The 12,912-nt window shown below is 69.4% G+C and carries 8 protein-coding genes; 4 read left to right on the plus strand and 4 right to left on the minus strand.

Annotated elements, in window-relative coordinates; translation table 11 throughout:
- Positions 1 to 34: 34 nt before the first annotated feature.
- The 4 genes from ACNFOC_RS19150 to ACNFOC_RS19165 all read right to left on the minus strand — a co-directional run bounded on the left by ACNFOC_RS19150 (position 35) and on the right by ACNFOC_RS19165 (position 7,506).
- A complete protein-coding gene (locus ACNFOC_RS19150) occupies positions 35 to 2,044 on the minus strand; it encodes a hypothetical protein (protein WP_416960296.1) in 2,010 nt (669 codons plus the stop codon).
- Positions 2,045 to 2,073: 29 nt separating this feature from the next.
- Complete coding sequence (locus tag ACNFOC_RS19155; protein WP_416960297.1) at positions 2,074 to 4,152, minus strand: coiled-coil domain-containing protein; 2,079 nt, start codon at positions 4,150 to 4,152, stop codon at positions 2,074 to 2,076.
- The gene (locus ACNFOC_RS19160) at positions 4,149 to 4,697 is read right to left on the minus strand and encodes a hypothetical protein (protein WP_416960298.1); all 549 of its coding nucleotides are present in this window, start codon (positions 4,695 to 4,697) and stop codon (positions 4,149 to 4,151) included. Before ACNFOC_RS19160 ends, ACNFOC_RS19155 begins: the two co-directional genes overlap by 4 nt.
- Positions 4,698 to 5,019: 322 nt before the next feature.
- Positions 5,020 to 7,506 carry a DEAD/DEAH box helicase gene (locus ACNFOC_RS19165; protein ID WP_416960299.1) on the minus strand — a complete coding sequence of 829 codons (2,487 nt, stop codon included), beginning with the start codon at positions 7,504 to 7,506 and terminating at the stop codon, positions 5,020 to 5,022.
- Positions 7,507 to 7,672: 166 nt separating this feature from the next.
- Between ACNFOC_RS19165 and ACNFOC_RS19170 the strand changes: the two genes are divergently transcribed.
- From ACNFOC_RS19170 to ACNFOC_RS19185, 4 genes are all read left to right on the plus strand, one after another.
- A complete protein-coding gene (locus tag ACNFOC_RS19170; RefSeq protein ID WP_416960300.1) occupies positions 7,673 to 8,632 on the plus strand; it encodes a TniQ family protein in 960 nt (319 codons plus the stop codon).
- Between the two features lie 68 nt (positions 8,633 to 8,700).
- Positions 8,701 to 9,867: a TniQ family protein gene (locus tag ACNFOC_RS19175; protein WP_416960301.1), complete on the plus strand. Its 1,167-nt coding sequence runs from the start codon at positions 8,701 to 8,703 to the stop codon at positions 9,865 to 9,867.
- A 193-nt stretch (positions 9,868 to 10,060) separates the two neighbouring features.
- Positions 10,061 to 10,774 (plus strand): hypothetical protein, encoded by a 714-nt coding sequence (locus ACNFOC_RS19180; RefSeq protein WP_416960302.1) that lies wholly within the window; start codon positions 10,061 to 10,063, stop codon positions 10,772 to 10,774.
- A gap of 3 nt (positions 10,775 to 10,777) precedes the next feature.
- On the plus strand, positions 10,778 to 12,912 hold a 2,135-nt coding region (locus tag ACNFOC_RS19185), incomplete at its 3' end, for a Mu transposase C-terminal domain-containing protein (RefSeq protein ID WP_416960303.1).

Consider the following 12,912-nt stretch of genomic DNA (forward strand, 5'->3'; position numbering starts at 1 on the left):
TGGGAGAGCATGTGCGCCGCGGTACGCGAGTGCGCTAACGGGTGCGGGAGGGCGTGTTCCTGCCGATGGGCAGCACACCGATGACGATCAAGCGGGGAACCTCGGTGGGACTTCGCGCGTGCAGGGTTGTCCAGACGCGGTCGTCGATGGCCGAGTATCCGCCGGGATGCCTGCTGTGGTCGCCGACCACGAGCAAGGCGAAGGGCACGTTGGTGGCGGTGTAGTTGGCGGTCTGGGCCAGGTGGGCGGTGTGCACGTCGGCGGGGGCGGAGGAAGCGGTGCGGCGCTTGACTTCGATGGGGAAACGGATCCCGGGCCGGGGCTCGTATTCCAGGTCGCTGCGACCACCACCGCGATCGGGTGTCTCCCGGCGGATGGTGCCATGGGGGAAGGCTGCGACGAGGTTTTGGTGGTAGTCGTCCTGTAGTGCTTTCTCGGGCCAGTGACGTCTGTTATGTCCCGGCGGGCAGGGGCCAAGGTAAGCGGTGCGGTCGCCGTAGAGGTCGGGCTGGGAGTCCATGCGCTGGTAGAGGAATTCCAGGAAGTTCTCCACCAGGCCGGACAGGTAGCCGTCCACGGGGGGTGTGAAGGCGGGATGGCGTTCCATCTGGCCGAGCAAGGCGCGCAGGTGCTGGTCGAAGAGACCGAGGCCGTGGTGGGCGGTGGCCTGGTGGCGCTGGGTGAGGGAACGTTCGAGGCGGTCGAGCATGAGCGGATCGGTGGGGGTCGACAAGGCGGTTCCCGTTCGGTTGACGAGACTGTGCAGGTGCGGGTAGTCGGCAAGCGCTGTGGGGAACACTGGGGGGCTCTGGGGGTGGCCGTAGGTGCTGATGCTGTCGCTGACGGCCTGGTGAAGGACGGTGGCGTCCGGATGGCCGGCGAAGTCGTGTTCCAGTGCCTGACGCAGGTGGTGGAGCAGGGCGGCATTGCGGGTGAAGGCGTCCGTGATGGCGGGGTGGACGAGTGCATGCAGGCCGGGGGCCGTACCGGTGGTGTGGACGGCATGGGTGGCACGGTAGACGTCGAGGACATCGGCGAGGGTGCGGGCCGCCTCGTACCAGCTGGGCTGAGAGAGGTGCGCGGCAGCGGTGTGAAGGCGGGTGGCCAGACGGTGCCAGGCGGCCTGGGCGCAGCCGCGGGCGGCGAGCCACGGGAGGTCGCCGAGGCGGGCGGTCCACGCCTGGTGGTGGGCGGTGGCTTGGTTGAGGCGGTGGAGGGCGTCGTCGGGGAGAGAACGGCGGTCGGGGCTGAAGGCGTCAACGATCTGGAGAGCGGCGAGCCAGGCGTGGGCGTCGGGGCGGCTTTCCGATCGGTCGATCACGTGGTGCAGGCGGAGGCCGGCGTGGTCGAGGTGGTCGCGGGCCTGGGGGCCGTGGGTGGCTTGGGCGGCGTGTCTGATCTGGGCGAGGGCGAGTTCGAAGCAGGCGTCGGTGCGTACCGGGGCGGGTAGTTGGGGCTGTTGCTCGATCCGGTTGAGGGTGGTCAGCAGCGCGGGGTCGCCGAAGTGGCTGTACGCGACGCCGAGAAGGACGGGGAGCATCTCCAGGGCGTCGGCGGGTTCGGTGGCGTCCAGATCGGTCAGGAGCAGCAGAAGCTGGTGGGGGTTGCAGCGGTCGGTGATGGCCAGTTGGAGCAGGCCGGCCAGTGCGGGGCGGGCGAGGTGGGCGCTGGCTTGAGCGGTGAGGGCTTCTTCGGCGTGCCGGGCCAGCAGGCGGCTGAGGTGTTTGGGGTCCATGGCCTGCAGCAGGGCTGGGTGGTTGCAGATGGTGTCGAGGGCCTCGGCCAGGGTCCAGGCGCTGTGGGGGTGGGTCAGCCCGTGTTGCAGGGCCTGGGTGATGGAGGTGAGGGATTGGCGGGAGGGGTCGGCGAGGGTGTGGGCGGTGGCGGTGGCCAGGACGCCGAGCAGGGGGCCGGTTGCCAGTTGGGATGCTTCGGCGGCGACAGCGGCTGGGCCGCCGAGGTCGTCGAGGCTGGGCCCGGCTTCTAGTTGGTCGTGGGTGGCGGTGCGGCTCCAGGCGGACAGGGTGTTCTCCACGGCCGGCACGGGACTCCTTCCGGGGGCGCGGGGCCGTTTTAGAACAGGTGGGACTGGGATGAGGTGATGATCCGGTCCGTGGGGAGGATGCCGTCGACGATGGCGGGCTGGGCGGTGGTCAGCACGATCTGCAGTCCGGTCATCTCCTGGGCCACTGCTGCCAGTTCGCTCACAAGGCGGCGCCCGTCGTCGATGGTGGTCTCGGCCGTGCCGATGGAGTCGACCAGCAGCAGGCCTGGATGTCCGATGGCGCCGCGGCGACTGCCGATGCGCAGCAGTGCGATGACGGTGGCGATGCGCAGACGGAGCCGGTCGCCGGCGGTGAGTTTACCGAAGGGCATCTTCACACCGGCTTTGACGGCGTGAAGGCGTCCGGTGCGCTCCAGACGGACCGATTCGAGGTTGCGCACGCCGAACCGGGCCGCGAGGTGAACGATTTCGTCGTCGAGTTCGGTGAACAGGGTGCGGCCGGCTTCTTCGACGCAGTGCAGCAGCTGGTCGCGGACGGCTTGGAGGACGGCGGTATTGCCGTGGCGCTGCGGGGCGGCAGCGGGCTGGGGACCGGTGGCTTCAAGTTTGCCTTCCAGCCGGGCAACAGCCTGCTCTGCTTGCGCGAGTTGGTTGTGGATCTCGGATGCGGTGGCGGTCTGCTTCAGCAGGCTGTTGGCCGTGTGGTGTGCTGTGCTGGCGCGGGCTTCCCTGGAGCGGGCGAGTTTGCGCGCGTGCTGGGCCTGCTTTTCGTCTTCTTCTGCACGGGTGAGCTGCAGGACCAGGTCGGCCAGGTGGGCTTCCACGGTGCGGGGATCGGTGGTGTCGGGCTGGGGCAGGGGGCGGGTGCAGGAGCGGCAGATGCCGTTGGTGATTTCGCTCTTCTTGCGCTCGGGACCCAGGTCGCGCTGGCAGCGGCCGCAGCAGTCGATCTCGGCCAGGCCCAGGACTTGTTCGGCGCGGTGGGTCTCCACCGCATCCAGGTGGCGCTGTTTGGCCTCGATACGTGCGTCTTTGGCCATCTGGGCCGCTTCGGTGGCCCGCTCGAGCTGGCGGGTGGCGTCTTTCCACCGCTGGGCTGCCTCGTCCAGCGCGGTGCGGCGGGCGGTGAGCTGAGTGACGGCGTCCTGGCGGCGCAGTCCGGCAGCGGTGCGGCGGTGGGTGCGCAGTTCCTTCTCCCACTGGGCGCGCTCCTTGCTGCGGGCACGGGCGGTTTCCTCAGCCCGGCGCCGTGCAAGGCGGTCTTGTTTCTCGCGCTGCTGGAGGGCGACTTGGACGCGGGAGAGGGTGGCGGTGTAGGGGACGTCGATGAACAGTTCCAACAGTTGTCCGGGAAGGCCGTGGGTGGCGACGTCCCCGAACAGCAGGTTGGCTCCGCCGGGGTTGAGGTAGAGGGCTCCGAAGTAGGAGGCCCAGCCGTGGGTCTGGGCGGCGCCTTCACCGTCCTGGCCGGCGCTCTTGCCCCAGACCTGGGTGTGTTCCAGGCCGAGGTCGCCGCGCATCACGGTGTCGACGAGCGTGAGGATGCCGGTGTGACCGTTCGCGCTGCCGAGGAATTGCTGTGCGGTTTCGGGAAGGTCGTCGAGTTCTTCCAGCGTGGCGGCGGCGCGGATGGTGCACTGGGGACGGCGCGGGTCGACGGTGTCGAGCACGATGCGCAGACTGCGGTGGCCGGTGTGGATATCCGTCTCGATGCGGTGGATCCAGGGGCGGACGTCGTCGGGCAGTTGGCGGGGAGCTCCGCGCAGCGGCCAGACAGCGAACTCCAGACAGCTGGTCTTGCCGACGTTGTTGCTGGCGTGGGTGATCGCCCACACTCCTGCGGTGAAGTCCTGCTGCCAGGTGAGGATTTCACCACCACGCTTGACCCCGTTGACGCTCACCCGCGCCAGTTGCAGGTGGCGGCTGGCCGCGAGAGGACTGCTCAGCAGTACACCGGTCTCCTTCAGTACGGTCTCGACCGTCTCTTCGCTGCGGCCGGTACAGACGGCTGCGGCAGCGATGATCTCTCCCGGGGCGGGCACGCCGGCAGCCATGGCGGCTGTCCACGGCTGCCGGCGAGGGGCGGGTACCACGGCGGCGGGGGCCACTGCCGTCTGGAGGGGGAACAGGTGCTGCTGCTCCGTCACGTGCCGCTCCTTGGTGCGGGTGGGCGCAGTCGCTGCAGGCGCTCGCGGGCTTGGTCGGTGATGGAGAGGATGTAGGAGCCGATGGGGGTGTCGGCGTAGTCGCGCTGCAGGTACTGGCGGTCTCTGACACCGCTGGGACCCAGGCCCTTGAACAGAGATGCGACGGTCTGCGTGCGTTCGACGTACCAGTACAGGTCCGGTTCCTGGTGGACGATGGCGTCGGCGACTTCACGGCCCCGTGCGCGCAGGTAGTAGTCGTGCTGGCCCACCTGATCACCGCGGGAGGTGTGCCGTTTGGCGACCAGGCTCCGTTCGATCAACATGCCCAGGGCCTCGTTCATCTGCTCGAAGGCGCCGAAGCGGTGGCGGAGCATCGGGTAGCGGCGTACGTCGGGTTCGTCGGAGGCAAGGATGCGTTCGGCCAGGTACCACAGGGCCGGGTCGTCGGGGTAGACCTCGAACTCGGCCAGCAGTTCCCAGGCGAGGAAGTCCGGGCAGCGCACCCAGAAGTCGAGCTTCTGCAGGAGCGTTTGGGTACGGACCACTCCGGCCGCGTCCTTGAGCGCAGGGTCGTCTGCAGCAACAGGCTCGGCGGCAGTCGCGATCAGCAGAAGCAGCCGTACAGCGTTCTGCCACCGGCTGGCTCGCCGTGGTACGGCTGATTCCATGGCAGTTCAGCCAACCGTGCCGCCGTGTGTGGTGTCCAACTGCCGTCACCCGCCAGGGTGAGACGAGGTGGGCCACCTCCCTGCGGGCACACATCGCAGACCGTGCGGCCCCGGCCACTCCCGCGCGGGGGCAGTGGCGGGCCTGGGCCATCTGCGTCACGGGCTCGGCCGGGGCGGGGCGAGAGGCGAGGTGGTGAGTTCAGCGCAGGGCGAGGGGAGGGGGCCGGGTCCACGACAGATCCGATCCGGACCACCAGGCGTCGTCGTCCGCGGTGTCCTCCGCCCGGTTCATGGCAGGGGCGGGCTGGAAGACGGGGTCCAGATCGATGCCGAGCGCGGTGAGGGCGGTGATCTGGGGTCCGGTCAGCTGTGCGGTGTCGCTGCGGCATCTGCGCAGCCACTGGCCGAGGAGGACCTCGTCGCCGTGGACGTCTTCCCGGTGGGCGAGCGGGGCGTGGAGGTGGCCTTCGCGCTGCTGAAACTGCCGGGCTGCTATCAGGCCGCGGCCAAAAGCGCGGGCGCGCGGTGCGGGGTCGGGCAGCAGCAGCATGGCGTGGGGGTGCAGGTGCGGGTGCTGGGCGACGAGTTGGGCCAGCAACCGGACCTGCTGGGGGTGCAGGGTGTGCAGTTGGGCGAGCTGGTGGTCCAGCCATACGGCGGCCTTGTGGCCGGAGACGGGCATGGGGGTGGTAGGGGCGGCGTGCGGGGTGAGGGTGAGGTGGGTGTAGTCGTGCTGCCAGGTCACACCCCAGGGCGGGTTCCACCAGGGATCGACTGCGTTGAGGGCGTCGACGCGGTCGTCGTGCAGGCTTTTGTCTGCGACCAGTTGGCGCTGTCGGGCCAGCCAGCGCAGCAGTGGCCTTTCGCGCGGGGTGGGGGCGCGGGTGACGGCCAGGGTGCCGTGGTGGGCGGCGAAAGTGATGGCCTGCTCCAATCGGGCCTCAAAGCTGCCTTCTGGGTGGGGCCAGGAGATGTTGAGGCTGGTAAGGGCGAGGGCACGCTGGGCGTCGAGACTTCCGTGGGCGTGGAGGGAGCGTTGCTGGCCGAGCCAGAGGCCCAGGGGGTATCCGGTGCGGTCGGTGTAGTCGCTGGGTACGTCGAGGTGTCCGCGGCGTTCGAAGAAGCGGATGGCGGCCTCCCACCCGATCTCCCACAGTCCGGTGTCGACCTGGTGGGTGCGCAGTTCGGTGACGGCAGCGACCTCCCCGGCGCGTTCAGGCGGCGGGGGTCGGGGGATGACGCGGGCGAAGGCACCGGGGCCGCCGCCCAGGCGTCGCCAGTAGCGGGAGTCGTGGGTACGCAGCCCGTTGAGGACTTCCCACAGGATGGCGAACTCCGAGGAGAGCATGGCTTGTTCGGTGCTTTGGCGGCGGCCGATGTAGACAGGGATGATCAGGACGGCGATTTTTCCTGCTCCGGGAGGTTGGCGCAGGGCGCGGCCGAGAGCCTGGATGATGTCGGAAGCGCTGCGTTTGGGGTCGGCGAACAGAACGGCGTCCGCGTCGGGCACGTCGACGCCTTCGCCCAGAATCCGGACGTTGGACAGCACAGCTCCGTCGACGGTGTCGGCGGGGCCGGAGCTGCGGCGCAGTAGGGGGATGCCTTCGAACTCGGCCAGGAACTCGGCGCGCAGGCGGGGTGATTGTTTGCTGTACAGAGCGCGGGCCCACAGGCGGCGCACGCGGGTCGTGGAGGCGGCGGCCTCAACGGTACGGGGCAGTGTCTCGCTGAACTGGCGGGCGTAGGCGATGCGACTGTGGAAGCTGATGACGCGGCGGATGTGGTGGGTTCTCATCGCGTGCAGCAGGCAGACCTGCAGGGCGGCCAGCCGCAACCCATTGGGGCGACGGGAGATGTCGTCGGTGGTGAGGATGTCGCGCAGGTCGTCGTCGGTGATGACCGGGGCGACGATGCGGTAGTCGGCGAGGATGCCGCGGTCGATGGCGTCAGCGAGGCCGAGGTTATAGACAACGGGCCCGTAGATGGAGGCGTCGTCCATGGAGGCCAGGGGTTCAGGCTTTTCGTCGGGCTCCGGCGAACGACGGCGGCGTTGCGCGGTGGGGTCTTCGGGCTTCCAGATGCGGGGAGTTGCGGTCATGTAGAGGCGGCGTTCGGCGGGGATCTCACGGTCGTGGTGGACGGCGGCCCACTGTTTGTTGCTGCTGCCGCTGCTGCGGTGCGCCTCGTCGATGATCACGATCGCCCACGGGGGCAGCTGGTAGCGCTGGTGGGCGCGGGCGATCGCCTTGAGAGACTGGTAGGTGGCGAACACGACGCCCGGACCGGGAAAAGCTGCCAGGGTGCGAGCGAGGCGGGCCGGGTCGGTGGTGGCGGTGAGGCGGCCCCCGGAAAGGCGGGCCATGGCCGGCTTGAGCGTGCAGACGGCAAGCATCCGGGTGATGCGGCTGTCGGCGTGCCAGTGCCAGGCGGTCTGGCTGACCAGGTTGAGGGAGGGGACGACGACGAGGATGTGTCCCGGGCCGGCGAAATGCTCGGCGATCCGGATGGCTGTGATCGTCTTTCCTGTGCCGGTGGCGGAGACGATCGTGGCCCTGGGCATACGGGACAGGGCCCTCACCGCGGCGTCGTACGCTTCACGCTGGTGAACCCGCAGTTGTTTGACGCCTCTGTCCGCCACAGCGGGGACTCCCTTCACGAGGCGAGCAGGCAACAGCTGCGCGGCCACACCCCGGCCGACGGGCGCGGCAGGCGCTGAATCGACCTTGCGTCAGCCGTGTCAGCTGTTCAAAGCTGATACGGAAAGTCGTTACCGAGATCACAGCACACAGGCCGCCCGTGGGCAGGACTCGGATACGGATATACAGGGCGCCTGTGCTGGTTGGAGGTGAGTAGTGGCGGAACGGATGCGGCCGCTGTCCTACCGGCAGCCTCTGGTGGACGGCGAGTCGACCGGCTCCTTCGTGACCCGGCTGGCCGCCCGCCACGGACAGTCCGCCGCCCGCCTTCTGGCCACTCTGGGCGAAGGACACTCCGCCGCTGGCGTCGACCCGTGGGAGAGCGAGCTGTATGTCAACCGGGCGGCACGTCGGCGGCTGGCGGAGATGACCGGGCGCCCCCTGGATCAGCTGATGCGGGCGTTGGTGAGCCTACGGGATGAGCATCTGCTGCCCGACGCTCCCGATATCCCCGTGTGGAAGTGGCCGTGGCGGCCGCATGCCGGGTTCCTGGTGCGCGGATGCGCGCTGTGCGCGGCTCGCCGCGGTGTCCTGGACCCGGTGTGGCTAATCAGGCCGGATCCGTGGCACATCTGCGTGCGTCACGGCCGCTTCCACGACACCTCCCGCAGCGACCGGGTTCCCTTCATCGACCTGTCGCCGGGCCCGCATGTCATCCAGGCCGAGCGGCGTCGGCTCCGGCTGGTGGGCGCCGGCCCAGTGGGCCGACTGCTCGTCGCCGATGCCTTCGGCGTCCTGGCGCACGAGGCCGTGCACCTGCCGCGCCTGGGAAACGGGCGGACCACGCCGTTGCGTCTGCTGCCCATGGCCATCCGGGTCGCCTCCCGGATGGCCTTCCTGGAACAGCGCCGCCTCGAGCACCGGCTTCGGCCGGATGAGCACCAGCGCTGGCGCGAGCAGGTCGCCAAGGATCTGGGGTGGCAGCTGGGGATGGTCCTGGCCACGTGGAGCCAGCGGCATCCGCCCCTCAGGCGCCCCCGGACAGCACGCCCACAGCAGCGCTGGCATCTGCGGCTGGCCGCCCCGCACAAGGACGTGCCGGAGATGGCCTCCGTCGACAAACTGACCTGTGTCCCATGGGAGGTCTTGGCCCGTGGCCCCCGTCCTTACGGTTGACCAGGTGCCGATGTACCACAGGGCGGCAGACGTCCTTCTACGCGCCGAGCACCTGCGGAGGTAAGGCGATGGCATCGGCCCGTACGTCAGCCGGGGAAGAGGCCAAGGCCTCTCCGTTCGTACTGCGCCCCCTTCCTCAGAGGATCGGCTTTCTGACAGGTGAAACGAACGCCTCATACATGCAGCGTCTGGCCTGGGCCAACGGACTGGAGACAGCCGAGTTGCTGAGACAGTTGGGCTCCGGCCTGGCTGAACCGATGCAGCCGGGAGAGGCGGAGCTGCGTCTCAACGCCGCCGCATTGGAGCGGTTGTCTGTACTGACCAGCTGTCCCATCGCGCATCTGCAGCGGGCCCTGCGTTGTTTGCATGACGAGTTCCTGCTGGCTGAGCCGATCTCGACGGCTGCTTGGACGTGGGAGAGAACTCCACCGGGACTGCCCGGTCTGCTGCAGGGCTGTCATCGGTGCGCGGCGGCAAAGGGCGCGCATCATCCGGTTTTCATCTGGTCCGGCATGCCTTGGCAGGTGTGCCGGAGGCATGGCTGCTGGCTGGACACCACGCCAGGGCAGGAAGCCGTCCGAGCGTTGCTGCGAAGCTGCATGCCGTCGGTGCTCAACGCGGAACACCGGCGGATCCGCTTCGAGCGGCGGCTGGGCAGCAGGGGCCGGATCCTGTTCGCCGATGCGTTGAGCGCCTGCGCGTATTGGTGGAACAACCCGCGTCTGTCCCTGCCGGTGTGGATCGAGCGGCAGCGACCGTTTCGCGCCCTCGACTACAGCGCACCGTTTCCCGCTCTCGTCGTGATCTACCCGGAGGTCATGCAACTGGCGCAGATGTTTGCACAGTGGGATCGGCAGAGCCTGGCGGACCAGCCGAATCCGGATGCGTGGGAGCGGCAGATGGACCGGCTCTTCCGCTCCTGGGGAAGACCGTTCGAGGTCGACGAGGTGCGACTGCCGGTCGAACTGTGGCTGCACCGGCATCGCAGCCACACGCTGTCGTCGTCCCGGGCGCCTCAGTGGCATCCGTCGGTGGGGCTGGCGCGGGCTCTTTCCGAGTGCGTTCCACGGCACTCTCCCCGAGCAGTCGGTGGCCTACCGGCGGCGTGGGGAAGTGGTCGTGTCTGCCGTTCAGATATGGCCGCGGAGTGGGGGCTTTGCCCAGGGAACGGCGCACGGACATCCTGCACCTTCGGCCCTTCTGCGACCCGGTCGACGGGGTGTGCTGGGAGATGATGTCGCAGCCGCTGCCCGGGCGCGAAACGCTTGATCCGCGCCACCTGATCTGAGGAGAGCGGGTCCGTGCCCGCCCGGGCTGCAGGTCCGGGGCAGGCTGCCTGCGGGTGTGGCCTGTCGCCTAGCATCGGTGCCAGCACCGCTCCTGCCGTGGCCTGCGGGGTGACAGGTGCGGAAGGGGTTGCCCTGGCCGATGAAGATAGAGGTGCAGTACCGCAGCGCGGCAGGCCGCACCTGCCGTGACGAGCCGGCCGGTCTGCGGGGCGTGCCGCTCGAGGAGCGGCAGCCGCTGTCCGAGCCGCGCGCCTACAAGGGCCGTCATTCCATCCTGACCAAGTGGGCCGCTGCCACCACCGGGCAGACGGTGTGGTGCACGAGCACGGTGCAGCTGGATGCGGCGATGCTCCTCGACTTCAACCCGGACATCGTGTGCTTCCAGTCCGGTGTGGTGCAAGTGCACTGGGAGCTGGATGGCCAGCGAGGCACCGTGGAGCCTGCGTTCGTTGCCCGCACCCGCGCCGGACGCAGGCTGGTCTTCGCGCGCCCGCCCCGCGACGAGACGGGTATGGAGGAGCGTGCGCTGCGGCATGCCGGCGACGAGGCGGGCTGGGAGATACGCCCGCTGCAGGTGCCCCACGGGGTACTACGGTCCTCGCTGGAGGGCGCCGCGCACTTCAGCGGCCCGGACTTCGCCCCCGACGATCACGTCCGCCAGGCGCTGCTGGAAGTATTCGCCACACCGCGCCCGCTACAGGCGGGCGCTGCCGCCTCGGGCCTCGGGCTGAAAGCGTCCGGCTATGCCTGGCACCTGGTGTGGACGGGCGAGTTGACGTGTGACTGGACCAGGCCGCTGCTGCCGACCTCGCCGGTGTGGGCCAGCCAGGCGGCCGATGCCGAGGAGGCATAAGGGATGACAACAGCCGTAATGCAGGCAGATACGGGAAAGCAGGCCGGGCTGCGGCTGGGGACGAGACTGCGCTGGCAGGGCGGCACCTACCGGGTCCTGGTGCTGCAGGGCGCAGAAGTGCAGCTGGGCTGCCTGGACGAGGAGGGAGCGGATGCCCGTGCCCTGATCGAGGCAGTGACCGGCGCCGACGACTTCGCTCTCCTGGACGAGGACCTGCAGGAACTCGAGCGGGAGCAGGTGACGGACACCAGCCGTCTGTCTCTCCTGTCGGAGGTCGACTCGAAGCTGGTGCGGGACTGGGAGCGCCATCTGCGGGAGATCGACGACGGGGTGCCCCCGGATGCCGAGGAGGGCGCGGTGCCGCGCCCCGGCTACGATCCCGACCGCTTCACCGTGCGCCAGCGTCTGACCGCCAAGGCCGCGGAGATGAAGACGCTGGGCTTCAGACATGCCTCGGCCGGCACGATCCAACGGCGCAGGCGCGCGTATCAGGCGCGCGGTGTGTTCGGGCTGATCCGCGAGATCGTGCCGGGCTCGCCGTGGGGGCGCACCGACGAGCGGGTAGTGCGGCTGCTGCTGGCCGAAGTCAAGGCCGGGCTCGGGGAATCCGACGGGGACGCCAGTCGGCTGTACGAGCGGCTGCAGGCCGCCGTCCGGCGCGAACACAAGACCGAGTACGACGCCTTGATGATCTCTAGGGCCACCTTCTACCGGCTGCTGAGCCGACTGGGCATCAACGTGGCCTCCCTGCACTGGCCCACCGACCGGCGCCTGGACGAGGCCAACGGGGCCGTGCCCCCGTACACGCCGACCACCGCGCGGCGCCTGGGCGAGCAGGTGCAGATCGACTCCACCGGCCTGGACATCATCGCGATCGGCGATGACGGACGGCCGGTGCAGGTGGAGTTGACCGCGGCAATCGACGTGGTGTCCCGGACCATCATCGGGGCAATGATCGTGCCGAAGGTACCGGGCCGCGGCCCCAGGGGGCGGCGGCTGGGCGGACGCGCCACCCGCTCCTTCGACGCGGTACTCATGCTGGCCCAGGCACTGGCCCCGATGCCCGCCCGGCCCGGCTGGTCACCGCGGGCGCTGGCGGAACACTCCGAGATGCCGTACGCAGATCTGGTGGCGTGCGATCCGCGGATGGCCGGCGCGGCCTCCCGACCTGTGATCCGCCCGAGGATGGTCGTCGTCGACCACGGCAAGATCTTCAACAGCGAGCACTTCGACGACGTGTGCCGGATGCTGCGCATCAAGGTCCGCCCGGCCCGGGAGCGCACCGCCACCGACAAGGCCATCATCGAGAGCACCTTCAACGCGATCAAGCGCCGGTTCTCGCAGCATGTCGCCGGCTACACCGGGTCCGACCTGAAGCGGCGCGGCAAACACGTTACCGAGGGGCCGCTGTGGAGCCTGAACGAGCTGCAGGACCTGCTCAATCAGTGGATCGCCCTGGACTGGCAGCAAAAACCGCACGACGGGCTCCGCAGCCCGTTCCTGCCCGGCCTGACCATCAGCCCGAACCGCATGTACGCCACGCTGGTGGCCGCCGAGGGCCATGTGCCGCTGGCGCTGACGCCACACCAGAACCGCAAGCTGCTGCCGTTCAACTACCTGAAGGTGACGGACAAGGGCGTCAGGATCGGCAACCGCACCTACAACAGCGAGGCCCTGCAGGAGTACAAGAACCGGCACTCCGGGATCCCCGGGCAGGGCAAGCGCTGGCAGATCCGCTACAGTCCCTACGCGCCGCGGTTCGTGTGGCTGTGGGACCACAACAAGGATGACTGGGTGGAGGCGGAGTTCATCCACCAGCGGCTCATCAGCGACGACTGGACCGAGTGGACCTGGGAGCAGGCCACCCTCAACGTGATCGAGGACGGCGGCCGCAAGGAGGAGGAGCGGCGTATCGCCCGTGAGGTGTCCGCCCTGCGCGAGCGGGCCCGACGCGGCCCGGATCCCGATGCCCCGCGGGTACCGCAGCTGTTCACCGGCCCGGCCCTCGATCTGGACGTACCGGTGGCCGATCCCTACGAGGGCATCCCCGACCCTGACCCCGCCACCGTGGTACGTGCGCCCTCGCTGACGATGCCCGCTGCACACATCCTGCACGCCGCCCGGCCCGCCCCTCCCCC

The organism is Streptomyces colwelliae (assembly GCF_048158785.1).
Taxonomy (GTDB): Bacteria; Actinomycetota; Actinomycetes; order Streptomycetales; family Streptomycetaceae; genus Streptomyces.

What these genes read in the sequence shown, in the direction of transcription:
- ACNFOC_RS19175 (WP_416960301.1), top strand. Translation starts at nt 8,701, where the DNA reads ATGGCATCGGCCCGTACGTCAGCCGGGGAAGAGGCCAAGGCCTCTCCG.
- ACNFOC_RS19180 (WP_416960302.1), top strand. Translation starts at nt 10,061, where the DNA reads ATGAAGATAGAGGTGCAGTACCGCAGCGCGGCAGGCCGCACCTGCCGT.